Origin of the sequence: Sporichthya brevicatena, assembly GCF_039525035.1 — a bacterium.
Lineage (GTDB): Bacteria > Actinomycetota > Actinomycetes > Sporichthyales > Sporichthyaceae > Sporichthya > Sporichthya brevicatena.
The window spans coordinates 245,375-271,028 of record NZ_BAAAHE010000008.1 but is presented as its reverse complement, the minus strand read 5'-3'; the positions used below and the strand labels follow the sequence as shown (position 1 = coordinate 271,028).

Here is a 25,654-nt window from a genome sequence, read left to right as displayed (position 1 = left end):
TCGCGGCGCCTCTCGTTTGTGGTGGTCAATCGACTAGATAGTCGTTCAGGTCAGCGGATCTGGTCATGGTCCAGTAGTCGACCACGCGCCACGGCATCACGGACACGACCCGTCCACGCGAGTTGCGGTACCAGGTGTCCATGCCCTCGTGCGTCCACACCATTCGTTCATGAGCCGCGTCCAGGTCCGCGTTGTACTTGTCACACACCTCCGGCCGGCAGTCGACCGCGGCGACGTCGTTGTCAATCATTTGGGTGAGCAGATCCACGATGTAGTTGATCTGACTCTCGGCCAGAAAGATGAAGCTTCCCCCGTGGCCGAGGTTGCTGTTCGGGCCGTACATGAAGAACAGGTTCGGAAAGCCCGGCGTCGCAATACCCAGGTACGCGCGGGGGTCGTCCTCACCCCAGACGTCACTCAGTCGCGCGCCGTTCCGTCCGACGACGTCGTAGCCGATGGGTGCGTGGGCACGAAAGCCGGTAGCGAAAACCACGATGTCTGCCGGGCGCTCCTCATCGCGCTCGGTGACCACGCCCGTCTCCGTCAGCGCGGTCACCCCGGAGGTGATCAGCTCGACCTGCGGCTTACGGAGCGTGCGGTACCAGCCGTTGTCCTGGAGCATGCGCTTACCGAAGGGCGGATATGTGGGCAAGGCCTTCTCGACCAGGTCGGGTCGGCCCTCCAACTCGGACTCGATGTACTTGGTGAGCATCCGCCGGTGAGAGTCGTTGACTGCGTTCAGAGATCGTTCCGGGTGGGGCCAGTTCGGATCCCTCTGCAGACTCGCATGGATGCGGTCCATGAACATCCACGCAAGCCGGAACCGGTACCACGCGCTGTAGAACGGCACGTTCGCCATCAACCAGTGCACCTGTGGGCTGACGGCGCGGAAGTAGTTGGGGTTGGGCATGATCCACTGCGGCGACCGCTGGTAGACGTCCAGCTTTGCGACCGAGTCTGCGATCGCCGGGACGATCTGCATCGCGCTGGCACCGGTGCCCACCACGGCCACGCGTTTCCCCGTGAGGTCCAGGTCGGCCGGCCAGCGCGCCGAGTGGAACAAGGGGCCGGTGAACTTCTCCACCCCGTCGAGTCGTGGTACTTGCGGGATGTTGAGCTGTCCAGCCGCGGAGATCACAACCTGGGCAACGAGAGTTTCGTGCGAACCGTCGGGGTTACGGACCTCGATGCGCCAGCGCTTTGCGCCCTCCTCCCACGTCAGCCGTTCGACGACGGTGGAGAAGCGGATCGAGCGATGCAGGTCGAAATGGTCGGCCAACTCGGTGAGGTAGTCGTCCAACTCCTGTCGCTTCCCGAAGTACTGACTCCAGGCACGGGGGTAGTAGGACAGCTGGTACAGGTAGCTCGGAGTGTCGACGCCACAACCCGGGTACCGATTCTCGATCCAGGTTCCCCCGACGCGCGGGTTCTTCTCGATGACCGTGTGCGGGACACCGAGGTCCGTCAGGTACTTCGACGCTGTCATGCCCGAGATGCCCGCGCCGATGACGACGACCGACAGATCCACCTCGCGGCAGGCGGTCTTGGAAGCCAGCGCACTCGGCCGGAACTCCAGCTGCTCGGCGGCCAGCGGCTCGTACTCGACCGGGACCTCCTCAGCCACGCACAGCGACGCCAACCCGAGGAGATCATCGCCCGACGGAGCGGGGGCCGCGATCGGCCTACCGGCAGCCCAGGCCATCACCGCGTCATGGGTGGCGCGCCTGATCTCCAGTTGAACATCGTCCGGCAGACCGCCGTCGTCGTGGTCGTCGGTGCCCTTCGCCCGCGTCGGACGGTACGGATCGGCGAGCCACTTCCGGTCTCCGGTCAGTTGATAGAGCAGCGGCACCAGACAGGGGATATTCGCCACGGCCAGCGCGCTCCGGAGCATCTCCGCGTCGATGCTGACGTCCGCCTCACTGGTGCTCACATCGCCTCCCGGACCCACACTCTTTCCTGTCTAATCTAGATTAGATTATGCCCGGGTGCAACAGCGCGCGATGTGGCGCACGGCACCGTCAATCAGCCGATCTCGACGCCGACGTACTCCTTGAAGATGTCGGAGCCTTCCAGTTCATCCGGCTCACCGACGAAGCGAACCTCACCGCGGTTGAGCAGATACACGTAGTCGGCGATCGCGAGCGCACGCGTGACGTACTGCTCCACGAGAAGGAGGCTCGCTCCCTCCTTGGCGAGGATCTCCAGGAAGCGGAAGATCTCGTCGACGACGACCGGCGCCAATCCCATGGACACCTCGTCGAGCAACGCCAGCCTCGGGTTCTGGATGTACGCGCGCGCAAGCGCCAACATCTGCTGCTCGCCCCCGGACATCGTGCCGGCGAGGGCACCGATCCGGCGCCCCAAAGACGGGAAGATGTCGATTGCTTTGGCGATCATCTCCTCCTCGCGACCGGCGAGGCAGTGCATGCGCAGGTTGTCCCGCACCGTCAGAGACGGGAAGACGCCACGCCCTTCCGGGACGTGACAGACGCCGGCTTCGACCAGGCGATGCGGCCGCAGCCCGGTGACGTCCCGATCGTCGAGCAGGAGTTGCCCGGCGAAGGGTCGCACCAGCCCGCTGGCGACCCGGAGCAGGGTGGTCTTGCCGGCCCCGTTGGCGCCGAGAAGCGCCACCACAGACCCCGGCGGCACCTTGAGCGTCACGTCGCGGAGGACAACGTGCCCGCCGTATCCGGCACTGACTCTACGCAGCTCGAACACTAGGAGGCCTCCAGGTCCGCCGAACCGAGATAGGCCGCCTGCACTTCCTGGCTGGCCACGATCTGCGCGGGCGTGCCCTCGAAAATGAGCTTGCCGAAGTCGAGGACGTAAACGTAGTCGCAGATGTTGAGGACCAGACTCATGTCGTGCTCGACCAGCAGAATTCCGCAGCCGGTCTCAGCCACGGTGTTGCGAAGAATGGCGCCGAAGCGAGCCGTCTCCGCGCGGTCCAAGCCCGAGGAGGGCTCGTCCAGCAGCAGCATCCTGAAGTTGCCGGCCAGGACACGGGCGAGTTCGACCAGCCGCCCTTGACCGGTGGACAACTCGCCCGCCGTGACCTGAGCCAGATCCTCGATACCGCAGCGGCGCAGTGACTCCTGGACTCGGGCGACGATACGAGCCTTGTCGCCCTTGTTCCCGAGAAGATGGCGCCACGGCTTGGAGCCGGCCAGCCCGGCCTCCAGCCCCAGACCGACGTTGTCGGCCACGGTGAGCGAGTCGAAGAGCTCCATCCGCTGGAACGTTCGACCCAGTCCACGCTGGCCGCGGATCTGCGGGGGGACGCCGGTGACCTCCTCTCCGAACAGGTGAACCGATCCTGAGCTCACCGGTGCGGTACCGCTGCACGCCGAGAAGGTGGTCGTCTTGCCGGCCCCGTTCGGCCCGATCAGCCCGGTGATCCTCCCCAGGGGCGCCGACAGCGTCACCGAGTCCGCCGCCACCAGTCCGCCATAGCGGACGGTGACGCCACGAGCCTCCAGACCAGGCCCGCGTCCCTGGTCAGCTCTCATGGCCGGCCCACCGCCGCCCACGCGCGAGGACCCACGTCCCGGCGAGCGCCCACAGTCCCATCGAGGCGTGTTCAACCCCACCGTCGGAACGCGAGAGAGAGTCGACCGACGAGGACCCCGGGGCGCCGGATACGGCCTTCGATCCGTCCAGTCCCTTCAGACACCCGCTCGCCGCCTTCTGCCACTTCCCGGCGGCACCAGGGGCGGAGAAGATCATCGAGTAATAGCAGGGGTTCTTCGGATTCACGCCCATCGACGGACTGAAGGTCGTCGGGCGAATCATGTCGCCCAGCGTCTCGTTCTTGATCATCGAGAGGCCCTTGCGCAGCATCTCGGTGGTGATCGGGACACCCACCGCTGCCTGACCGAGCTTCTCGATGGCGACCTTGACCATCATCCCGTCGGCCCAGGCGAGCGCCGCGGTCGGGTCGAGCTTGAGGGTCGGGGCGTAACGCTTCATCGCCTCCTGGAACTGCTTCTGCCCCGGGCTGCCCGCCGTGAACCAGTCGTTCGCCGCGCTGGCGATCGTCGGCATCATCTTCTGCACGTTCTGGTCGTTCGGGTCGAAGGTCGCCCCGAGGGAAGCCACGGCGAACTTCGGGAAGTACCCGATCGCGGCGCAAGAGCGGGCGATCCGGCTGACCCCGGAACCCTCGACAATCATGCTGATCTGCTCGGCGCCGGCGTTCTTGGCGCTCTGGCACTGCGTCGTGTAGTCCGGCGCGGTGATCGAGACCTGCACGTCGTACACGACCTGGTAGCCGTTCGCCGCCGCGTTGCGCTTGATTGCGTCCTTGTAGGGCGGGCACACCGCGGCCTCGATGCAGTAGATGACCGCTACCTTCTTGGCGCCCTTGTCCGCCACCGAGATCGTCGACCCCGCCGCGTTTGCATCGACGTGCGTCCCGACCGGGTAGAAGAGTGGGTCTTCCCACCAGGTCGTCGAGAACAGGTCGCCGCCCACAACCGGAACCTTGAGCGAGTCGACGGCGGACTTGAACCCGGAGATCGACAGGGGAACGAAGTTGGCGACGAGACCGATGGCCTTACGGTTCTTCACCAGGTCCTGCACCTGGGACGACGCCTTCCCCGGGTCACTCGCGCTGTCCTGCGAGATGACCTGCACCGGGTGACAGGCGATGCCACCGTTGGCGTTGATGTACTTCGCCCACGCCCCCATCACCGGAATGGCCGAACCCACATTGGCCCCGATGATGCCCGTGTATTCGACGACCGACCCCAGAACGATCGGCGGGCCCTGGGTCTTGCACGAGGTTCCGGTGGACGCCGACGTTCCAGCGTTCCCCGAGGCGGGCGCGGCGTTGTTGCCCGATGACGCGGTCCCCTTCGCACCGTTGGCGCCTGGTGCCACCGCGCCCGTGGCTCCCGGAGCGGCCGTCTGGGCAGGTGAACCGGGCGCAGCCGGCAGGTTCTCGCCCTGAACGGGGACGCCCGGGTCCTGCGGCAACGCGCCCGTCCCCAGATCCGGGCCCGTCCCCAGGTCCGGGCCCAAAGCGGTCTCGGCCGGACCACCCTTCGAGGCCTGAATGACACGCTCGTCCGAGATGCGAGTTCCGCAGGCCGACAGGACCAGCACGCACGAGACACCGGCGGCCAGGAAGGTGATCGCGCGCCGGGCCCGGACGGATCGGGGTGTTGACATCGAAGAGGTTCCTCTCGCGGGTGCGGTCACGTCGTGACCACTGACTCGGGGCGGTCGATCGACCGCGCAGACAGGTGCATGCGAGCGCCCGCCGGTCCGACGGTGCGGTGTTCGTAGCGCGCCGCCAGGGCGGCGACCAGGGCACTGAAGCGGCCACCGGAGCCCAGGGCGACGATGACTGCGGACAGGCCGAAGATCAGTTGGAGTGCGCTGCTGGTGTTGGAGTCCGAGATGTAGGCAGGAGGCACATTGAGTGCAAGCGTCGCCAGAACCGCCGCCGGCACGGTCCGCCGCCCCATGATCATGAGGACGGCGAGGACGACGAGCGAGAAGAAGTAATTGAACGGCTCACGGTTCACCGAGCCGAAGACACCGGCCATCATCGCGCCGCTGACCCCCGCCAGGAAGGCGGAGATGCAGAAGACCAGCACTCGCGCCACATTCGTGCTCGTCCCGAGCATCGTCAGAGCTGCCGGGCTGTCGGACATGCCGCGAAGCAGACGCCCGAGCCGTGACCGCTCGATGGTGACGACCAGGCCGGCGGCGAGGCCCCCGACCACCAGGAGCAGGTAGAAGTAGCCGGTGTCCGAATCGAGGTTCCAGAAGGTCGGGCGTGGGGTGGAGAGCGAGACGGACGGCCCGAACATGTACTCCTTGGTGTAGAAGAACTGCGCGAGCAGGATGCCGAAGCCGAGCGTCGCCAGAGCCAGATACAGACCGGAGAGCCGAATCGCGGGAATGGCGACGATGGCGCCGACCGGGACCGCCACGAGGCCGGCGATCAGCACCGCCAGACCGTAGGGGACACCGTGCCCGAGCATGTGCCCGAAAGTCGTGGCCCCGATCGCCGCGAAACCGATCTGGCAGAGCGAGATCTGACCCGAGGTCCGGACCAGCAGACCGAGGGAGAGGAACAGCGGTAGCATCGCCGCCGCGACCGTCCAGGTCGGAAGCTTCGTACCGACCACGTGCGGCACCAGGATCCCGCCGACGATCACGGCCACGACGAGAGCGGTGTTGAAGGCACGGGCCGCCTGGGACTGCCGGCGACGAGGGCGTGCTTGCCGGACGGCCCGCGTCCCCAGCTCGACAAGCTTGTGGCGGGGAATGACGAGGAGACCGACGAACAGGAACAGGAACGGCATGTTCGTGTCCAGGCCGGCCAGAGACGGGTTCTCCGCCGTGAGCTTGCCGGCGACGCCCTGCGACACGCCGAGAACCATCCCGCCGACGTAGGCGAGCGGCAGGCTGCGGAACGCACCGAAGGTGCCCGCGCCGAAGGCCGCCACGACAAGGAGCGCCAAGAGAACGACGTCGAGCTGCTGCTGCGTGTTGACGAGCAGCAGGCCGGACACGGACGCGAAGGAGGAACCGATCACCCAGGCGATGCGACGAATGCGCGTCGGAGACTCGCCGGTGAGGTCGACGAGCTCAGGCCGGTCGACCACGGCGCGCATGGAGACGCCAAGCTTGGTCACACGGAAGAACACCGACAGGCCGACGACGGCGACGACGCCGATGACGGTCGTCGCGACACCGTCCCATCCCACGCGAACCCCGCTGACGGTGAAGGCGACGTCGTTGGGGAGGAAGGTCGGGAAGGTCTTCGCGATCGGTCCGTACTTGAGCGTGGTCGCGGAGACCACGATCAGGATGAGGCCGATCGTGGCGATGATGCGGTACGCCACCGTGGCGTTGGCGAGTCCCGCTGCCATCCGTTCGAGCAGCAGGCCCGCGACGACGCCGAAGACGACCACGGCCGTGAGCGCCGCGACTGGCCAGGGCCAACCCTGCCGGACGTTGAGTTCGTAGAACACCACCGCCGACGCCGCAGCGATCGCGCCGTGGCCGAAGTTGAACACCCCCGACGTCTTGTACGTGAGGACCAGACCCAAGGCGGCAATACCGTAGACAGAACCGGTAATGATGCCGATGACGATGAACGGCAGATATTCCTTCACGACTGGCACATCCCGCAGGCCAGGAGGTCCTCGTTCCGAGGGCCCGCGATGGGTCGGACCGGCTTGCCACGCACGACGTCGCACGACGGACGGTGGTAACGCCGCATACCGTCGGCGGTGACGTGGACTGCGTTCGCCGCGGTTCGGTTGATCTCGTCGACCTCCGCGGCCGATGTTCCGTAGAGCGCAGCGATGCACGCCTGAACAGATCGACGCTCCCGCGCCACCATCGCCAGGCCGGTTAGGAGCCACAGCGCTCCCCCGGCCGCAGCTATCACTGCACCCAGCACCGCCAGCGCGATCCACGCCGCCTGGTCGTCGAAGTCAAGGTCGCCGCTGCCGCCGTACCACGCCACGACGATGATGATCAGCCCAGCGGCGTAGGACGCTGCGAGCTTGACCAGGTCGCTCCTGGACCACGGCGATGCTGCGCTCCTCCGACCCGCAGTCTCGCTGCGGCGGGCCTGGCTCACAGCCGCCGCGTGGCTGCGCCGTGGCCGGGAGGAAACCCCCGACACCTCGACACCGCTTGCCACGTTTGTCACCCCTGTCGTTAGTACTTCGACGGAACTCGGAGTCACTTCACTCCGCGGGCGGCCATGTCTATTTCAACCAGCTCTCGTAGGGCGTGAATCTCGCGCCACTCGTCGCGCAGATCTGCGGAGAGCCAGGCGACCGCTGAGATCGACAGGAGGAAGATTCCGAAGACACCGGCCGAGATGAAGTACGGCATCTGCTTGGCCACGTACTCCGTGTCGGACACCCCGAGGTAGCCGATCAGCAGAACCAACAGGCCACCGATCGCAGCAGCGATGGCAATGCCGCGGTCCCACTGCACACGGACGAGCTTCATGATTTCCACGCGGACCGCACTCCCAAGTAGCCGAGAACCTGACCGCCGAGCAGACCGAGCACGGCGACGATGACAAGGACGAAATAGAACGGAGCGATGCCCGGAAGCTCCAGACCGTTCCGAGCCGCCACGAACTGGTTGGACCCGCCACCGGCCGGAGCCAGATCGACGGTGGGCACGGATCCCGGAAGAGCCCCGATCGCCGGCAGCTCTCCGAGCCCAGCGGCGTCCACGGGGCCCGGGGAAACGTCCGCGCCGGGAAGGGCGCCAACTCCGCCACTCGCTCCGTCCCCGGCGAGACCGAGGTCGGTCGAGGCCGGGGTGTAGGAGCCGATGATGCCGGCCGAGGTGCGGCCGATCGTGAAACTGACCGGCGTCTCACCGTTGTAGACCTGGTTCGCCGGAGGCGCCGGCAGGACCGACTTGATTACCAACGTCGGGGCGGTGATCGCCGTATCCGTCACAACCGCCTGCTGAATGCTCAGGTCGATGCCGAGGGCCTTGAAGGCATCCACCACAGCGGATTCCGGGACCGGGTACTTCTGGGAGCCGGTGCCCGGGATCGCGACGAAGAAGTTCCCGTCGCTGTAGCTGAGGTCTGGCGAGGTGAGGACCTGGCCCTTGAACGGGTTCGGGATCGGGGCGGAGTTCGGCGGCTGGAACGAGTCCGGCAGCGTGAGGGACAACGCAGGCGCGTTGAACTTCCCAACCGTCAGGCTGGACGACTTCGTGAGTTTGCCGAACGCGTCGAGCCTCACCTCCGCAGTGGAAAGCACATTCGACAGGGTGAGGATGCCACCGATCCGCAGGCCGTTCTGCGTGGCCTTCGAGATCGCGATGACATCGCCTTCCTTGCCCTGGCTGACCGAGGACTGGGCGACGTATCCCGCGGAGTCCGTGAAAGCGGTCGCCTTGGACTCGCTGAGGTTGTCGGTAACCCTGGCCGTCAGGTCGACGCCCGGATAGTGACCGACCTCGGGGGCTTCGTTACTGCTGTTCGCCGCAACGTAGAGCGGGTAGTCCGGCACAGGGAGGCCGGTGAGTGCGCGGACCGGACCGTTGATGGTCGCTCCAACCTCACCCGGATAGGGGAACGAGGCGAACGATGTCCCCTGCGGGAGCGAGTTCAACTTGGCCTGGGTCGTCGGGCCGGAACCTTCAATGGCGATACCCGTGGGGATAGACGGGTTGGTCAACCGGAACTCGACCCCGTAGGCCGAGGTCACCGCATCGAATGTGATGTCGTCGACGCCGGCTCGGGCTTCTCCGCTGCCGACAGCAAGCGCGCCCAGACCGAGCACGCCGACGATCGGCAACGCGCTCCAGCGCAGTGTGGAGGACTTGGCCATGACTCCCTCGTACTTCCGGCAACCGGGCAGTTCCACCGGCACTTCGCCTCGGGCAGGCGTGTGCCTCAGGTCACCTATTCTGGCTTCGTTTAGAGAACTGTCAATGGTTGCCCGCGGCCACTTTGCCGCGGCTTGACCGGTACAGCCATCTTTTTTCTAAGCTAGTTTCGATCAGATTCTGTGCTGGATTTGAATCGTCACGCGTGCTAGAACGGCACGACCGACCACGGCGAGGGAGCGTCCTATGAGCGCGAGCAGTCAGCGTGTGTGCATTTGGTCCGGCGTGGCGTTCATGGTGCTGTTCTTCCTCGGCTTCGGAGTCATCGCGCAGTACATCCCTCCCCCGAATCCAGCTAACAGCGCGGCCGAGGTCGCCGAGCGCTACCGCGAGAACGCCAACGCGATTCGCACGGGCATGTTGATCAGCATGTACGCGCTCGTTCTCTACGTCCCGTGGGTTGCAGCGCTCGCTACGCAGATGAAGCGCATCGAAGGCAAGCACACCCCGCTGTCCTGGGCGCAACTCGCGCTCGGGGCCGGGCTCCCCGTCGCGTTCTTCCCCGCCCTCTACTACTTCCAGGTCGCGGCGTTCCGTCCGGAGCGGTCGGACGAAGCGATCCAGCAACTCAACGACATGGGCTGGCTGCCGTTCACCGGCATCATCTACGCCATCACGGTGCAGAACGTGGTGGTCGGTGCGGCGGTGCTGATGGACAAGCGGCCGGAACCCGTGTTCCCCCGGTGGTACGCGTACTTCTGCTTCTGGACCGGTCTGCTCTACTGCCCGGCGAGTCTCGACGTGTACTTCAAGGACGGGCCGCTCGCGTGGAACGGTCTGTTCAGCTGGTGGCTCTCGCTCGTGTCGTTCTTCGCCTGGCTCGTGGTGACCTCCGCCCTGATGGCAAAGGCGATCTCTCACCAGGAGCGCGAGGAGTCCGCACCGACCTCAGCTCCGCTGCACCTGCGCTCGTCGGCCCCGACCGATGGACACGCTTCGGCGGCCGAGGTGGCTCAGCAGCAGGAGACAGTCGGGCCCACCGTGTGACACTTCCCCGACCCGCTTCTCCACCGCGGCAGAGCCGCCTGACCTCACAGAATCGGTACCTCACGTGACCTCTGCTGTCCCTGATCACATCGTCATCGCCAACTGTGGCGGGTTCTGGGGGGATGACCCCACGGCTGCCCGGCGTCAGGTGGAGGGTGGTCCGATCGACTACCTGGTCATGGACTACCTGGCCGAGGTGACGATGGCGATTCTGCAGAAGCAGAAGGCCAAGAAGCCCGAGCTCGGATACGCCGGGGACTTCCTGACCCAGCTGCGGGACGTGCTGGTGTCCTGCATGGACAAGGGCGTCACGATCATCGCGAACGCCGGCGGGGTGAACCCGCACGCGTGCGCGGCGGCGGTCGAGAAGCTCGCCGAGGAGCTCGGGGTCCGGGACAAGGTCAAGCTGGGTGTGGTGTCCGGGGACGACCTGTACTCCGACCTGGACGACCTGCTGGCCGCGGGTCAGGCGCTGACGAACATGGAGACCGGCCGGCCGCTGTCGGACATCCGGGACGCGGTGTCCTCGGCGAACGTCTACATCGGCGCGCCGGCGATCGTGCGCGCGCTGGAGCTGGGCGCGAACGTCATCGTCGCGGGCCGGGTCACCGACACCTCGGTGGCGATGGCCCCGATGATCCACCGCTTCGGCTGGGCCGGCGACGACTGGGACAAGCTGGCCGCGGGTGTGGTCGCCGGGCACATCATCGAGTGCGGCTGCCAGTGCACGGGCGGGAACTTCACCGACTGGCACCTGGTCCCGGACCACCGCAACATGGGTTACCCGCTGGTCGAGGTCTACCCCAACGGTGAGTTCGTGGTGACCAAGCACCCCGGCACCGGTGGCCTGGTCTCGGTGCACACGGTCTCCGAGCAGCTGCTGTACGAGATGGGGGGCCCGGCGTACCTGTCCCCGGACTGCGTCGCCCGCTTCGACTCGATCGAGCTGACCCAGGAGGGCCCGGACCGGGTCCGCGTCTCCGGCATCGTCGGCGCCCCGCCGCCCGAGTTGCTCAAGGTCGCGGTGTCCTACTCCGACGGCTACCGCTCCGTGGGCCGGTTGCTGCTCTCGGGCCCGGACACCCTGCGCAAGGCGAACAAGGTCGCCGAGGTGTTCTGGCACGCCGCGGGCGGTCAGGACCTGTACGAGGAGGCCTCGACCCAGTTCATCGGCTGGGACGCCTCCCACCCCTCGCTGACCGCGACCGAGCCCAGTGAGGTCCTGATCCAGTTCGGCGTCCGCGACCGCGACAAGGCCAAGATCGAGGCGCACTTCGCCCCGATGGTCGTCGGCATCATGCTCCAGGCCCTGCCCGGCATGACCGTCCCGGCCGACCAGGGCCGCCCGCGCGTGGCCGAGGTCGTCGCCCACTGGCCCGCGCTGATCGCCCGCGACGCGGTCAAGGCCACCGTGACGGTCGACGGGGTCACCGAGCCGGTGTCCTCGGCCGCCGCGGCCTACACCGACGTCCGCGTCCCACCGGCCCCGCTCGCCAAGCCCACCCCGGCCGACGACGCCCAGCCGGTGGCAGAGGGGGAGACCGTGACCGTCCCGCTGATGCAGCTGTGCATCGGGCGCTCCGGGGACAAGGGCGACACCGGCAACGTCGGCATCCGCGCCCGCAGCCCCGAGATCTACCACTGGATTCAGGCGAACATCACCAGCGAGGTCGTCAAGCAGCAGTTCAAGGACATCTGCTACGGCGAGGTCGAGCGTTTCGAACTGCCCAACCTGCTCGCCCTGAACTTCTTGCTCCACGAGAGCCTCGGCGGCGGCGGCGCGAACTCCCTGCGCTTCGACGCCCAGGGCAAGACCTTCTCCCAGTACCTGCTCTCCATGGAGGTCACCGTCCCCGCCGCGCTGGTGACCACCGCCGGCTGAGCCTCCTGAGAACATCCGTGCACCTGACACTGCGGAGGGTGCGCGCGCAGGACGGATCAGGTGAGCAGCACCGACCGCACTCGCCGAAGTTGAGTACTGCTGACGGAAGCCGATGCCCAGTAGGCCTCGATGGACACGTACACAGCCAGCAGCGCGTCGATGACGTGCTCGATGTACTCGGGACGGGCTAGGAGGTACTGCACCGCTTCTTCGACCGGTTCCGTCTCCAGCCCGGCTGTCTCGTAGCCACGCGCTGAGCGCGGGAGCCGAATTCCTGCTCACCGCCCCCGGACGAGGGCGGCGTTCGCTGGATGTGGAGCGCCTGACCACCAGCTGGCAGGCAATCTTGTCCGACGACTGGCACCACAGCTCACGAGACAGCATCCGCCGCGCCTTGTCGTCCGTCGCAGTGCTGGCCAACCAAGTCAAGGACGAAGGCCGGGACCTGGGCATCGGCGGCCTCCTGGTCTCTGCCCCGACGTCACCAATCCTGGCGCTAAAGCCGGGACGCCTTGTGCGCGCCGTTTCGGAGCGCTGGGAGCGATTCACCTACGTTCCCGCGGAAAGACAGAAGGGCCTTGTCATGAGCCCACGTCCGCACGCAGCTGAGACGAGCTTGCGGTTGTGAGCTGTCGGACGGCTACTTACCTGCAGTTCTAGGGGTTGGGGGCCGAGAGGTAACCCCGGCGGAACGGCTGGAGCTTAGACGAGCTCGACGACTTCGCCGGCCACAACCCGTCGGCTACCACGTAACTCACCGACCAGGTTTCGCACACGACGTGGGCGAGCCTCTCCCCGCGAGCAGAGTCGTGCACAGGCGGCTGGAGTGGACCGGACCACTCGATGATGACGTTACGCGCCTTAACGTCATTGATGTCGTAAAACGGCTAGGACCGCACGTTTCCGCAGGTCAGAAGAGCCGGCGGCCGGACTTGAACCGGCAACCTTTCGATTACAAGGCGGCCGCCAAGTACCGCAGTCGCCCTCGCCAGCGTACGGCAGCATCCGTTCGAGCCCCACCGCCCGCGCGATCCCCCGTGGGCCCCGCAGTCTTAACGTCATCCTTAACGTCACGCGCGAAAAGCGCCGTCGTCCGAGGCGCTCACCGATTTGGTGTTCCGTCGACGCACCGTGGCCGGAGGCGCCCGAGGACGCGTCCGCCTCTCCGGCGCCCGGCCGAGAACCGGGCCCACGGAGCTTGATGCTCAAACCATGACGTAGATCGCCATCAACGAGACAATCAGGCCGACGCAGTACGCCTCGAAGACCAGGCGGAGGGCGATCGGGGCGTGCCGTAGCTCCATGAAGTGCAGGCCCACGAGTCGGATTTTGACTACTGCGATCCCGATCACGACCGCGGCGGCCAGGGGCGACGGCTCGATCAGGTGCTCGCCACCAAGCACGAAGGATGCCACCGTGAAGACGACCAGGGCGGCCCATACGACGGCCGATGCTTTGGTGGCGCGACTCTTCAGAGCCGAATCGGGCAACTCCGTAACGGTCATCGGTGCGTCAGCACTCGGTAGCCCATTCATCAGCGCACCAGGTAGAGAGTCGCGAACAGCATGATCCAGAGCAGGTCAACCAGGTGCCAGAAGCTGGCCACACCCTCGAGCGACGCCACGCGGGGGCTACCGGTGAGCGTCGGGCGGGAGATCCGCATAGCGACCAGCAACGCGCCCATGCCGAGCACCACGTGACCGAGGTGGATGCCGGTGAACATGAAGTAGTACATGTAGAAGTCGTTGACCGACGCGGTGTGGCCGTCGCGCACCAGTGAGGTGTACTCGATCGCCTTCACCCCGGCGAACACCAGCCCGCAGGCCACGGCGGCGAGGAAGAACATCGGAGCGCGATGGTGCCGGACGCGCGCCAGGTGCAGGCCGATGACGACGAACAGCGACGAGGTCAGCAGGACGATGGTGTTGGCCACGCCCCACTCCAGGTGCAGCGTCTCGGCCGAGGCCACGAACATCTCCGGTTCCTGGCCCCGCAGCACCAGGATGGTGCCGAAGAAGATCCCGAACACGACCATGTCCCCGAGCAGGAAGACCCACAGCCCCGGCTCCCCGGGCACGTGTCCCTTCGGCGCCGCGAGTTGTGGCGGCGCTTCGACCTCCGCAGTCATGAGCCTTACTCCCGGTCTGGACGGTTGACCACCCGGCTGACGAAGTGCGTGTTAGCGACCTTCGCTCCTTGCGCCTCATCGCAACGGCTGCCGGAATTCCCGGTCAGGACGGCTCAGCGGCCTCGAACCGAGAGCAGTCGCACCACCTGCGCACCGGCGAGCGCCGATGCGGCGGCGACCGCGAGGACCAGGTAGAAGCTCTCCCACGAAGTCGTGCCCTCAGGGAGGATCGAGCCCACCGCGGCGGGCAGGAAACTCTGGGCCGGAGCCTGCGCCGCGGTCGGCGCCGTAGCGCCTGGGACCGCCCCGAACCCCGCCGCGTCCAGCCCCGCCGCGTCGACCGGGGCGGTCCGGGCGGTCCCGGTGGACGGCAGCGCGTTGCCCGCGGCCGCGCCCGCCGCCGCATCGCTGTCCACGCCCGCACCCGACGCGGCCCCCGCCAGTGAGTTGCTGGTGGCAGTCAGCGACACACGGCCGATCGTGACGGTCTCGGTCGTCGTACCTCGCTCGGAGGTGTTGGAGAAGAGGATCTGCAGCGCGCCGGACGTGACGCCGGAGACGTCCTTCTTCGCGTCGACCGTCGGACCCGTGGTCGTCGAGCCGTCGGTGTAGGTGTAGATCTCCGGCAGATAGGTGAGTGTGACTCCCGCAGGCTCAAGCGTGGCGTTCAGCGCCGCCAGACCAGCTGTGTCGAGCGGAACCGGAGCGGACCCCAGCGCACTGAACCCGTCGCCGGTCAGGCCGGACTTCAGCCCGGCGAAGCTGATCGTGCCGAGGTCGGTCGTGGTCACGGGCGTGGTGCGTCCGTCGGCGCCGCGGGTCAGGCTCGCGAAGGACGAGACGTTGAGGATGTCGAGGATGCCGTCGAAGGACAGCGCGTGGACACCGGCCGTGCCCTGAGTGACGACCCCGTCCTCACCGGCCACACTTTCCGCGAATGCGAAGGCGTTGTTCTCCTCCGAGGTGGCAGCCTGGCCACCGATGTTGACCCGGCCGGTCGCCTTGCCCGGCACCGCGTCGGCCACCAGTTCGTAGCCGCCGGCGTTCTGCTTGGCGTTGGGCACCACAGGGTCCTTCGCGCTCACGTAGCCGGGGAAGGTGGGCACCATTGGCAGCGAGGCCCCGGCGGTGGCCTGCACGATGCCGTTGCCCGTGTTCGGCACCGAGGACACCAGGGGCGAGTAGGGGGCACCCGCGTTGGCCGAGCTCTCGCCGTTGCTGTTGAGCAGAGCACCCGCGCCGTAGGAACCGGCCGAGGCCGGCAGCCCGAACGGGACAGCCGCGTCGGTGGTGGTCGACTGCAGCGCGACCGCCTCGGCGGACAGGTCGTAGATGTCCGGCGCGGCCGCGCTGGCCGTGCTGGACCAGACGAGGGCGCTCGCGCTGAGGGCCAGCACCACGGTCGCGGTCACGCTGGTCGCCCGGACGGTCCGGTTGAGCCCGGACAGACGGAGTGAGCTCATGATGCAAGGCCTCCCAGGTACGAGTGCGCGATTGCTTCTTCACTGATCTCAGACGGTTCACCGACGTAGGTCAGCCGACCCCGGTCGAGGATGTACACGTAGTCGGCGAGTTCGAGCGCCCGCGCGACGTACTGCTCCACGACGAGCAGCGAGATGCCGGTACTCGCGAGCTGGCGCAGGTACACGAAGATCTCGTCGACGATCTTCGGGGCCAGGCCCATGGAGACCTCGTCGAGAAGGACCACCTGCGGCTCGCACACGTAGGCGCGGGCGAGCGCGAGCATCTGCTGCTCGCCACCGGACATCGTTCCGGCCCGCTGCTCGAGCCGCTCCCCCAGCCGGGGGAAGGCCTGGATTGCCTGCTTCAGCGCCTTGCGCCGGTCGACGCCGGGCGGAGCTTGTAGCCGGATGTTGTCGGCGACGGTCAACGACGGAAAGATGCCGCGGCCCTCCGGGACGTGGCACACCCCGCGGCGGGCCAGCTTCTCCGAGCGCTTGCCGGTCATGTCCTCTCCGCCGAGGCGGACCTGCCCGCTCACGGGACTGAGCTGACCGGAAGCGACCCGCAGCAGGGTCGTCTTGCCGGCGCCGTTCGCGCCGAGGAGCGCTACGACCGAGGCCTTGGGCACCGTCAAGGAGACGTTGCGCAGCACCAGGCCGGTCTCGTAACCGGCCGAAACATTGCGCAGCTCAAGCATGCGACTCGACCTCCGTACTCACGTCGCCTCCGAGATAGGCGGCGCGGACCGTCTCCGAGGTCATCGCCTCGATCGTCGGCCCGGACCAGATCAGCCGACCGAAGTCGAGGACGTAGACGGTTGAGCTGACGTCAGCGACCAGCGCCATGTCGTGCTCGACGAGCAGCACCCCGATCCCGGTCTCGCGCACGTGCTCGCAGAGGACGCGACCGAACTCCTCGGTCTCGTGCACGTCCAGACCCGACGAAGGTTCGTCCAGCAGCAGGAACCGGAACGGGCTGGCGATGGCCCGGGCCAGCTCGACCAGCCGCCGTTGACCGGTGGACAGGTCCCGCACCCGCCGGTTCGCCACCGCTTCCAGTTGGCAGCGGCTCAGGGCCTCGCGGGTCCGCTCCGCGATCTCGCGGCGCTCGGAGGCGGGTGCCCAGAACTGACCCCACGGCCGCTTCGAGGACAACACACCCTCGGGCCCCATGGAGACGTTCTCGACCACCGACATCGAGTCGAACAGCTCCATTCGCTGGAACGTCCGGCCGAGTCCGGCCGCGGCCCGCGCCGGCGTCGACAGCTTGTCCAACCTCCGGTCACCGAGGCGGACTCGGCCGGCGGCGGTCCGGACCACGCCGGTGCAGGCGTTGAACGTCGTGGTCTTGCCGGCGCCGTTCGGGCCGATCAGGGCCGTGATCACGCCGGGCTCGGCGTGCACGGACAACTGCGAGACCGCGGTCAGGCCACCGAACTTGACGGTGACGTCGTCGATCTGGAGGGCGGGCATGCTCATTGGGTCACCCCCACCAATGCGCGTTCGGATCGTTCCGCAAACTCCTCGCCACGCGCCGACACCGGAGAACTCCCGCCGCGCTCGGCCCCGCGTTCCCGCAGCTGAGGTAGGCGGACACCGGGCCACAGCGCGACGGCCAGGGCGAGCCCGCCGAAGATGGCCCCGCGGTAGTCGAGGAGGAAGCCGGAGTCCATCGGCGGGTAGATCTTGGCGACCGAGAAGAGGAACGCAGCGAGCACGGGGCCGAGGATCGGGCGTCGCGAGCAGAACACCAAGACCGCGACGAGGGCAAGGGAGTTGAAGTAGCCGAACGGACCGCCGGCGTCGCCGCCGGCCCCCGTGGTGGCGCCACCGATCAGAGCGCCCCCGATGGCCGCGATGAACGCCGAGAGGCAGAACACCGAGATCCGGGTGACCTTGGTCCGCACCGCGTGCGCATCGAGGGCTGCCGGTGAGTCAGCCAGTGCCCGCAGGATGCGTCCGAGGCGGCTGCGGCGCACCATCAGGACCAAACCCGCGAGCAGGCCGGCGATGACGACGACGAGGTAGTAGTAGCCCCTGTCACCCTGCGTCTCCAGACCCGGGAGATCGGGCCGGGCGATGACCTCGGAGTTGTCCAGACCGAACATCAGACCCGACGTGTAGAGCAGGTTTTGGGCAAGCAAACCGAACCCGAAGGTAGCGACCGCGAGGTAGACGCCGGACAGCCGGAACGACGGGATCGCGACGATTGCCCCGGCCGGCACTGCAGCCAGACCCGCGAGAAGCAGGCACAGGAGCCAGGGGAACCCACCCTGTTGTAGATGCGCGAAGGTCGACGCACCGATTGCGGCGAACGCCATCTGGCACAGCGAAATCTGACCGGAGGACCACAGGAGCAGGGCCAGCGACATCAGGACGATGGCGAAGCCAAGCCCGACGGTGAATTGGTTGAGGTCCGAGGCCGCGACAATCTGAGGCAGCATCAGGAACAATGCGGCCGTCGCGACGGCGGCGCCGGCATTGACCCGCGCCGGGAACTGGCGGATCGGGGGGAGCTTGCGGACACGCTTGCTTCCGCGCTCGAGCAGCCGGGCGCGGGGCACGAAGAGCAGGGCCGCGACCAGCGCGATGAACGGAACCTGCGTGTACAGGCCGGTCACCCAGGTGCTGCTCGCCCCGGCGAGTTCGTTGCCGAGCACGTTGGTGACGACGCCGATGCCGATGGAGGCGATGAAAGCGACGGCCAGGTTGTCGAAGGCGCCGAGGGCCGCCGCTCCGAACGCGGTGATGTAGAGCAGCAGCATCAGGTTGACGTCGATGCCGAGCACCGGCGCGATCAGCATCCCGGAGATCGAGACGAAGCACGACCCGATCGCCCACGCGTAGCGGCGGACGGTGATCGGGCTCGTCCCCTCGGAGGCAAGGAGCTCAGGATCGTCGACCAGGGCCTGCATGGCCAGGCCGATCCGGTTGCGGCGGAAGAACAGGGTCAGCCCGATTGTGGCCACCAGCGCGAGGGCGACGACGAGGATCTGGCTCATCAGCACCTGCGTGCCGGCGATGGTCACCTGCTCCTGGGACAGGTACGGCGGGAACTGCAGCGTGGCGGTTCCGTAGGCCCCGGTGAGCACGGACTGCAGCAACACGATCAGACCGATGGTCGCGACGACCTTCATCACCGCCGGCGCCTCTTCGAGCCAGAAGGCGATCCGCTCGAGGAGGATCGATCCGAGCAGGCCGACGAGCACCAGCGAGAGCAGGAAAGCGAGCGGCCACGAGAGGCCGGCGTCGATGCGGAAGGAGTAGAAGACGTACGCGGACGCGGCGGCCTGCGCGCCGATGGCGAAGTTGAAGATGCCGGAGGTCTTGAACGTCAGCACCAGGCCGAGGGCGGCGAAGGAGTAGATCGCCCCGTCGGAGATGCCGGTCAGCACGAACGGCCACATGTTGCGGGCCTCGGCGATCGGTGCGCCGATGATCGCGATCAGTACGGCGCCGGCGATCCAGCAACCGGTGTAGCCGAGGCGACCGGTCAGGTCGGAGAAGGACTGCTTCACGGCGGTCACGGGGCACACACCCCACACGGGGTTCGGCCGGCGCGCTCGTGCGCGGCGCGCGGGCTCGGGGACCAGTTCCGCTCATCCACCATCGCGCAGTCGAGCCGGTGGTAGAACCGCTCGCTCCCGGCGAACCGGTCTTCCTCGGCCACCGCGATCGTGGCCTGGCGCGGCGCGGCGTCGGCGCCCAGCAGGCGACGGCGGCGGTCGTGAACCGCGCGGCGGCCGCGCAGGAACCACAGCGCCTGTCCGGCGCCGATGACGAGCATTCCGAGGACGGCGACGTTCAGCGCAGAGATTTGCGATTCCATCGTCGGCCGGTCGGAGACCTCCCACCAGCCGACGAACCAGACGACGCCACCGATCGCCATGACCGACACGGCCGTCATGGCATCCGTCCGGGTCCAAGGCGATGTGATTCCCATCAGGATCGACCGGCCGCCATGGTCGGGCGAGTGCTGCGGTGAGCCGCGTCGCCGTTGCCGTTCTCAACCCGGGTTTGCTCGGTGGTCGGTTCGCTTCCCAGCGGCGGCAGCACCGAGGATCCGCTCTCCCGGATCGCCCGCTCGATGCGGTCCAGCTTGCGCCATTCGTCACGCAAATCTGCCGACAGCCACAGCATGGCGCCCAGGCCCAGCAGGAACATGCCACCGAGGCCACAGCCCGCGATGTACGGCAGCTGCTTGGCCGTGTAGGCGGTCTCGCTGACGCCCAGCCATCCGACAAACAACGTGATCACGCCCGCCAGCACGCATGCCCACGCTCCCGCGCGGTCCCACTGCAGTCGAAGCCAGCCCACGATGTCAGTTCTCACTGCGTCTCTCCTGCGGTAGGTCGGACGTGCGATAGGCCGTGGTAAATCCCAGGTGGCCCGGATGTTGCATCCAGTTCACTCCCACCGGCGCGCGCGCACAGTAGTAGTGCCTACCGTCACATCTACCGGCCGGGCGCAGACGCGGTCCTGGGGTCAAGCCCTCGCCAACTCCAGCCCCCGCGCCACCATCGGTTCGAAGGCCTCTCCGATCAGCTCCCACGTCTCATCAGGCCGATTACCGCTGCGGTGGAGGTGGAGATTCATCGCGGTGATCGCCGCAAATCGCCAGCACGCGAGCCCCTGATACCAGGCGAGATCCGGACTGCGGTCGCCCGTCGCGGACCGGTACGCGTCGCCCAACTGCTCAGGTGGCGGGCTCCACGTCATCCACGGCCGCCGGGTCGGGCCCCAGCACGCGGGGTCGTAGATCATCATCAGCCAGCCGACGTCCAGCAACGGCGCGCCGATCCCCGCGATCTCCCAGTCCACGACTCCGAGCAGCTTCCCGTCCTGGCACACCCAGTTGTTCGAGTAGAAGTCGCCGTGAACGACAGCGGGGGCGGGCTCCGGCGGCCGCGTACGTAACAGCTCCTCGTGCAGCGCGAGCCCAAACGCGATCCACGCCTCATTGCGGCCTTTGCGGAGCACGGGTTCCCACGCGCGTATCTCGGCCTCCAGCGAACGCGGTTCTGCCCAGTCGGACAACTGCCGACGCCAGTCGATCCGGTGGATGGCGGCGAGCGCGTCCACCGCGGCGGCGAAGATCGAATCGGCGTCGCTGCCGGTCTCCTCCAGCGGCTCCCAGCACGACAGCGAGGATCCAGGCAGTCGGTCGACCACGAAGTACGGCGAGCCGAACCAACGCTCGTCGTCGCTCCACCACCGCACCCCCGCGACCGGCACGCCAGAAACCGCGGCCGCCTGCAGCACCGGCACCTGGCGCAGCACGTCGGCCGGACCGGATCGGCGCACCCCCGGTGGGGCCACCCGGATCACGAGCCGTTCCTCCGCACTGTCACTGCGGACGTCGAACCCGAAGCTGATGCCCGCGTGGCCCGGCATCGGCGCGACCTGATCCACGGCGGCGGACGGTCCGTAGTGTGCCTGCGCCCAGGAGGTCAGCAAGGCCGCGGTCCTCGTCAGGTCGGTGGCGCCCAGACAGTTGTTCATTCAGCCATCGCACCGCGCTCGGCCCCGGTGGTCAGCGGTAGCCGCTACTGCTGCCCCAGGGCACGGAACCCGTTCGAATGCGGGCATGGAATTTGTGATCATTCGACACGCCGAACCGGCAGCCATGCGTGTGGAGTCCGGCGCCGCGGATCCCGGCCTGACTCCACTGGGGCAGGCGCAGGCCGCGGCGCTGGCCATGTGCGCAGCGCTCGACAACGTTGCCGTCGTCGTGCAGAGCCCGTCCCGCCGCGCCATCGAGACTGCGCGGCCGATTGCCGAACGGTTCGGGCTCGACCCAGTCACCGTGCCTGAGCTGACCGAGTTCGATCACGGCGACGCCGAGTACGTCCCGGTCGAGCACCTGCGCAAGCTCCGGGACGGACGCTGGGACGCGATGGTGCGCGGCGAGGCCTACGGCAACGTCGACGTCCCGGCGTTCCGGGCCCGGGTCACGGAGGCTTTCGCCGTCCTGGCGGCTGCCCATCCCGGGCCACGACGCGTCGTCGTCGTCGCCCACGCAGGCGTGATCAATGCGTACACCGGCGACGTGATCGGCATGGAGAAGCTGCTGTGGTTCGCGCCCGCCTACTCCAGCATCAGCCGGGTGGCGGCCGCCCGCGACGGCCGGCGCGGAATCCTCTCGCTGAACGAGACGCCGCACCTGCTCGGCCTCGACCGCGCGACGACCGCTCTGGAACCCGCGTGAGCTTCCGGTTGGAGGGTCGGACCGCGCTGGTGGTCGGCGGGACAAGCGGTATCGGCCTGGGCATCGCGCGCCGCCTGGAGGCCGCCGGGTCCGAAGTCCATATCACCGGCACCCGGAATGTCGAGGACTACGGCGACGGGGTCACCGGGCTGACGTGTCACCGCCTCGACGTGGTCGACGACGCGGCCGTGGCGGAATTGGCCGGCCAGCTCGAGGTACTGGACATCCTCGTCTACAGCGCGGGCACGGTGGCGTACCGCCGGGCCGAGTACGACATCGCGACCTTCCGCCAGGTGGTCGAGGTGAACCTCATCGGCGCGATGTCGTGCTGCACGGCCTTCCATCGCACTCTCGCGCGGGCGGCCGACGCGGCCGTGCTGCTCGTGGGCTCCACGTCGAGTTTCATCGCCACCCCGGGACAGCCGGCCTACGGCGCCAGCAAGGGCGCTCTGGTTACCCTGGTCAAGTCGCTGGCCAAGGCGTGGGCGCACGACGGGATTCGTGTCAACGGTCTCGCTCCCGGTCTGGTGGACACGAAGCTGACTACCGCCAGTCGCGATAACGCCCGGGCCTACGCCGCCTCGCTGGAGCGGATCCCGCTCGGACGGTGGGGCACCCCGGAGGAGATGGGCGAGGCCGCCACGTTCCTGGTCTCGCCGCTGGCTTCCTACATCACCGGCCAGATGCTGCTGGTCGACGGCGGGACGACGCTGCTCTAGCGCCGTCCCGCCGGAGGTCTAACTGAGCGCCGCAGCGAGTTCTCGGACGCCTTCGCTCTCCTCGGCGCTCTCCGCCACCGGATCGAGCACCTCGATCTGACCAGTGTTGCCGTCGATCCGGATCCGGGCGCCGTCCGGGATCAGCGACAACGCACCTTCCAGCTGCACGGCTGGGAGCCCGTGTTCACGCGCCAGTGACGAGCAGTGCGAGAGCATGCCTCCGGTTTCGGCGACGATCGCGCTGACGAGCGCGAAGATCGGGGTCCACCCCGGGTCGGTGGCGTGGACGATGGCGATCTCGCCGCGATGCACCCGGCCGATTTCCCCCAGCTTCTTCACCAGGCGGGCCGTGCCCTCCATGACACCGCGGCTCGTCGGCATCCCCTGGTACCCGACCCGCCCGTCGCCGAGCTCGAACGAGTTCAACTGCCCGGCCTCGAAGTCGCCGCCGTGCTGCAGGAACTTCGGCAGCGCCACCTCACGGTTGAGGAAGGCCTCCCAGTTGGCGCGCCGGCCCGCCACCTTGGCCCGGATCAGCCTCGGGTTGTGCGTCCCGTCGAGGACCTCGTAGAGCTCCTCCTTGGCGAGGAACCAGAAGTCATCGTCCGCGTCCAGGAGCCCGCGCTCCCGGACCCGTCGGTTCATGTCGAGAAAGGCCCGCCGCAGCGAGTAGGTGCTCTGGTCAATGAACCAGCGCTCGTTGTCGCGGATCTCCAGGAACCGCAGGCTGTAGTCGAGCGCGAGCTTGAAAACCTCGACGCGCAGGAAGCCGAACGACTTCTTCCGCAGGTTCGCCATGATGTCCTCGGCGACCTCGGCGCGGCGGACGTTGTTCGCCTCGAGGTGTTCCATCGGGTCGTCGTCGACCTTGAGATGGACCGCCAGCGAGTCGTAGAGCAGGCGCCAATCGTCGGCGTAGCGCGGCCAGTAGATGTCACGGTCCGCATGGCCCCGGTGGCCGTTCTTGTCCACAAAAATTTGGCACTGCTCGATGAAGGCACGGCCGGACTCCAGCTCCCAGGCCTGCTCGAAGAACCTCTCGCGGCCTGTCTCCTGGAACATCCGCAGCAGGTCCGGCTCGCTCCGCAGCGCGAGAGTGAGCTGACGCAGCTCCACGTTCTCCCGCAGCGCCGCGGTGGGCTTCGGGGTGCCGGTGACGAGCTCGAGGAAGGCGTTGGGGTTGTCACCGTCGTACCAGGTCGCCACCAAATATGCGAGCATCGCCATCACGTCGCGCGAATAGATGAACCAGCCCGGCATGGTTGCGTAAGTGGCGTAGTCGGTCTCGAAGATCGTCAGCTGCTCGACGTAGGCCTTGAGCTCCGCGTCACCGAGCGAGGCAACCTGTTCCTCGGTGAGACCCCGAGCCTCGTCGTTGCGGTTGTCGATGTAGTCCTGCAGGGACTTGAAGTGGCCGAAGAACCCGCTGGCGTTGCCGACGTTACGCCCATCAACCTGCTTGCGGCCCATCATCGCGAACTTGCCGACCATCTTGAGGTACTCCAGCGCGCTCCACGGGCTGGCGAGGACCTCGTCCCAATCCTGTTTCGGGAGCCGGTTGACCACCATCGCCCGGGCCTGCTTCGGGCCGGCCAGGATGATCGCCTTCTCGTGTTCGACGTTGAGGTAGGCCTCGCCCTTGTGGTACTTGATGGCCCGTTGCGAGCGGAGGTCCTCCCGGCCGTAGAACGGCAGACCGTAGTGCCAGGCGGTGTTCCACATGTGGGCGCGGAACGAGTACATGAGCGGGGTGATCGCCCCGGTCCAGCCCTCGTCGGACACGACGCGGGTCCACACGGCGTCCTCGGTCTCGGTGACGGTCTGCCAGGCGTCGACGTCCTCGTCCCAGGCGAAGTTCACACCGGTGATCGGCCGTGACTGCAGCAGGTACAGCTCGCCGTCGGCGATCGCCCACTCGATGTCCTGCGGCAGGTCGTCGTAGTGCTTCTGGACGCGGTAGCCGAGCTCGGCCACCCGGAGCGCGTCGGCGTCGGAGAGCGAGAAGTCGGCCCGCTGCTCCTCGGACACCTCCTGAGCGACGGTGCCGGATCCCGTAACGGGGTCGCGGACGATCTTGTGCTCCTTCGAGCCGACCGTCTTCTCCTTGAGGCGGAGCGTCACCCCGAGCGAGCGGGTGGGCACGAGCGCGTAAGCGGACTGGTTGTTGGCGTAGACCTGCTGGTGCTTGAAGACGAAGTGGTCCGGGGTCACCGAGCCGGACACGACGGCCTCACCCAGACCCCAGCTGGCGTCGATGACCGACTCGGTCGTGTCGGCGGTCAACGGGTTGCCGGTGAAACCGACCCCGGACACGTCCGCCTCGACCATCGTCTGGACGACCACGGCCATGGCCGCTTCGAGGTGGTCGAACCCGCGGGTCTGGCGGTAGACGGCCGCGCGCGGCGTCCACAACGAGGCCCAGCAGTCACGGACGGCCGCTGCGACATTGGCCGGCACGACGTCCAGGAACGTGTCGTGCATACCGGCGAAGGAGGAATCGGCGAGGTCCTCCGCCGTCCCGGAGGAACGCACCGCCACGAATGGCGCGCCGAGTTCCGCCATGGCGGCGGCGAGATCGCGTTCGAGCACCTCGGGGAGCGGGGTGCCACAGATCAGCTGACGGATGTCGGCGGTCGCCCGCTCGACCCCCTCGTGGTCCGTCACGTCGATGTCGGCGACGATCTCGGCGATCTTGTCCCCCAGCGGCCCGGCGAGGAACGCGCGGTAGGCCTCGGTCGTGACCGTGAAACCCGGCGGGACGGGGAACCCGGCGCCGGCCAGCCGGCCGAGGTTCGCCCCCTTGCCTCCGACCAGGGCGTGCTCGGTGCCGCCGCTCTCACGAAACCCAACAATTGCGCTCACTTCAGA

Annotated in this window: 23 protein-coding genes; 4 read left to right on the top strand and 19 right to left on the bottom strand. The window is 67.6% G+C overall.

From position 1 onward, the window contains the following. Window positions 1-25 precede the first annotated feature (25 nt). The 8 genes from ABD401_RS06505 to ABD401_RS06470 form a co-directional block, all read right to left on the bottom strand. On the bottom strand, window positions 26-1,951 hold the full coding sequence (locus ABD401_RS06505; protein ID WP_344602821.1) for a flavin-containing monooxygenase: 1,926 nt from the start codon (window positions 1,949-1,951) through the stop codon (window positions 26-28). A 74-nt stretch (window positions 1,952-2,025) separates the two neighbouring features. Next, complete coding sequence (locus ABD401_RS06500) at window positions 2,026-2,724, bottom strand: ABC transporter ATP-binding protein (protein ID WP_344602819.1); 699 nt, start codon at window positions 2,722-2,724, stop codon at window positions 2,026-2,028. Then, a complete protein-coding gene (locus ABD401_RS06495) occupies window positions 2,724-3,515 on the bottom strand; it encodes an ABC transporter ATP-binding protein (protein ID WP_344602817.1) in 792 nt (263 codons plus the stop codon). The genes ABD401_RS06500 and ABD401_RS06495 overlap by 1 nt, the downstream gene beginning before the upstream one ends. Further along, on the bottom strand, window positions 3,505-5,178 hold the full coding sequence (locus tag ABD401_RS06490; RefSeq protein ID WP_344602815.1) for an ABC transporter substrate-binding protein: 1,674 nt from the start codon (window positions 5,176-5,178) through the stop codon (window positions 3,505-3,507). Before ABD401_RS06490 ends, ABD401_RS06495 begins: the two co-directional genes overlap by 11 nt. A gap of 26 nt (window positions 5,179-5,204) precedes the next feature. Continuing rightward, on the bottom strand, window positions 5,205-7,139 hold the full coding sequence (locus tag ABD401_RS06485; RefSeq protein ID WP_344602813.1) for a branched-chain amino acid ABC transporter permease: 1,935 nt from the start codon (window positions 7,137-7,139) through the stop codon (window positions 5,205-5,207). Next, window positions 7,136-7,495 carry a hypothetical protein gene (locus ABD401_RS06480; RefSeq protein ID WP_344602811.1) on the bottom strand — a complete coding sequence of 120 codons (360 nt, stop codon included), beginning with the start codon at window positions 7,493-7,495 and terminating at the stop codon, window positions 7,136-7,138. The genes ABD401_RS06485 and ABD401_RS06480 overlap by 4 nt, the downstream gene beginning before the upstream one ends. A gap of 221 nt (window positions 7,496-7,716) precedes the next feature. Continuing rightward, on the bottom strand, window positions 7,717-7,992 hold the full coding sequence (locus ABD401_RS06475) for a hypothetical protein (protein ID WP_344602809.1): 276 nt from the start codon (window positions 7,990-7,992) through the stop codon (window positions 7,717-7,719). Continuing rightward, window positions 7,989-9,341, bottom strand: a complete 1,353-nt coding sequence (locus tag ABD401_RS06470; protein ID WP_344602807.1) for a hypothetical protein — start codon at window positions 9,339-9,341, stop codon at window positions 7,989-7,991. The genes ABD401_RS06475 and ABD401_RS06470 overlap by 4 nt, the downstream gene beginning before the upstream one ends. A 244-nt stretch (window positions 9,342-9,585) precedes the next feature. Here ABD401_RS06470 and ABD401_RS06465 point away from each other — a divergent pair, with 244 nt between their 5' ends. Further along, window positions 9,586-10,386 carry a hypothetical protein gene (locus ABD401_RS06465; protein ID WP_344602805.1) on the top strand — a complete coding sequence of 267 codons (801 nt, stop codon included), beginning with the start codon at window positions 9,586-9,588 and terminating at the stop codon, window positions 10,384-10,386. A 64-nt stretch (window positions 10,387-10,450) separates the two neighbouring features. Further along, on the top strand, window positions 10,451-12,268 hold the full coding sequence (locus ABD401_RS06460) for an acyclic terpene utilization AtuA family protein (protein WP_344602803.1): 1,818 nt from the start codon (window positions 10,451-10,453) through the stop codon (window positions 12,266-12,268). Between the two features lie 56 nt (window positions 12,269-12,324). Here the strand turns inward: ABD401_RS06460 and ABD401_RS06455 are convergent, their stop codons facing one another. From ABD401_RS06455 to ABD401_RS06410, 10 genes are all read right to left on the bottom strand, one after another. After that, complete coding sequence (locus ABD401_RS06455) at window positions 12,325-12,471, bottom strand: hypothetical protein (RefSeq protein ID WP_344602801.1); 147 nt, start codon at window positions 12,469-12,471, stop codon at window positions 12,325-12,327. Window positions 12,472-13,473: 1,002 nt separating this feature from the next. After that, complete coding sequence (locus ABD401_RS06450) at window positions 13,474-13,758, bottom strand: cytochrome C oxidase subunit IV family protein (protein WP_425566074.1); 285 nt, start codon at window positions 13,756-13,758, stop codon at window positions 13,474-13,476. A gap of 44 nt (window positions 13,759-13,802) precedes the next feature. Continuing rightward, window positions 13,803-14,396, bottom strand: a complete 594-nt coding sequence (locus ABD401_RS06445; RefSeq protein ID WP_344602798.1) for a cytochrome c oxidase subunit 3 — start codon at window positions 14,394-14,396, stop codon at window positions 13,803-13,805. A gap of 113 nt (window positions 14,397-14,509) precedes the next feature. Further along, window positions 14,510-15,859, bottom strand: coding sequence for a hypothetical protein (locus ABD401_RS06440; RefSeq protein ID WP_344602796.1), 1,350 nt, complete (start codon window positions 15,857-15,859; stop codon window positions 14,510-14,512). After that, window positions 15,856-16,557 carry an ABC transporter ATP-binding protein gene (locus ABD401_RS06435; protein WP_344602794.1) on the bottom strand — a complete coding sequence of 234 codons (702 nt, stop codon included), beginning with the start codon at window positions 16,555-16,557 and terminating at the stop codon, window positions 15,856-15,858. Before ABD401_RS06435 ends, ABD401_RS06440 begins: the two co-directional genes overlap by 4 nt. After that, entirely contained in the window at window positions 16,550-17,338 is a 789-nt protein-coding gene (locus ABD401_RS06430; protein WP_344602792.1) for an ABC transporter ATP-binding protein, read from the bottom strand. Before ABD401_RS06430 ends, ABD401_RS06435 begins: the two co-directional genes overlap by 8 nt. Continuing rightward, window positions 17,335-19,386 (bottom strand): branched-chain amino acid ABC transporter permease, encoded by a 2,052-nt coding sequence (locus ABD401_RS06425; protein ID WP_344602790.1) that lies wholly within the window; start codon window positions 19,384-19,386, stop codon window positions 17,335-17,337. The genes ABD401_RS06430 and ABD401_RS06425 overlap by 4 nt, the downstream gene beginning before the upstream one ends. Further along, window positions 19,383-19,766, bottom strand: coding sequence for a hypothetical protein (locus ABD401_RS06420; RefSeq protein WP_344602788.1), 384 nt, complete (start codon window positions 19,764-19,766; stop codon window positions 19,383-19,385). The genes ABD401_RS06425 and ABD401_RS06420 overlap by 4 nt, the downstream gene beginning before the upstream one ends. Window positions 19,767-19,801: 35 nt before the next feature. Next, a complete protein-coding gene (locus tag ABD401_RS06415; protein ID WP_344602786.1) occupies window positions 19,802-20,191 on the bottom strand; it encodes a hypothetical protein in 390 nt (129 codons plus the stop codon). Window positions 20,192-20,344: 153 nt separating this feature from the next. Next, window positions 20,345-21,316, bottom strand: coding sequence for a phosphotransferase family protein (locus ABD401_RS06410; RefSeq protein WP_344602784.1), 972 nt, complete (start codon window positions 21,314-21,316; stop codon window positions 20,345-20,347). A 130-nt stretch (window positions 21,317-21,446) separates the two neighbouring features. Between ABD401_RS06410 and ABD401_RS06405 the strand changes: the two genes are divergently transcribed. Next, the gene (locus ABD401_RS06405; protein ID WP_344602782.1) at window positions 21,447-22,067 is read left to right on the top strand and encodes a histidine phosphatase family protein; all 621 of its coding nucleotides are present in this window, start codon (window positions 21,447-21,449) and stop codon (window positions 22,065-22,067) included. Then, window positions 22,064-22,786, top strand: coding sequence for an SDR family NAD(P)-dependent oxidoreductase (locus tag ABD401_RS06400; protein ID WP_344602780.1), 723 nt, complete (start codon window positions 22,064-22,066; stop codon window positions 22,784-22,786). The genes ABD401_RS06405 and ABD401_RS06400 overlap by 4 nt, the downstream gene beginning before the upstream one ends. 18 nt (window positions 22,787-22,804) lie before the next feature. On the opposite strand, the gene ABD401_RS06395 is transcribed toward ABD401_RS06400, so the two are convergent. Then, entirely contained in the window at window positions 22,805-25,648 is a 2,844-nt protein-coding gene (locus ABD401_RS06395; RefSeq protein ID WP_344602778.1) for a PEP/pyruvate-binding domain-containing protein, read from the bottom strand. Window positions 25,649-25,654: the final 6 nt, after the last annotated feature.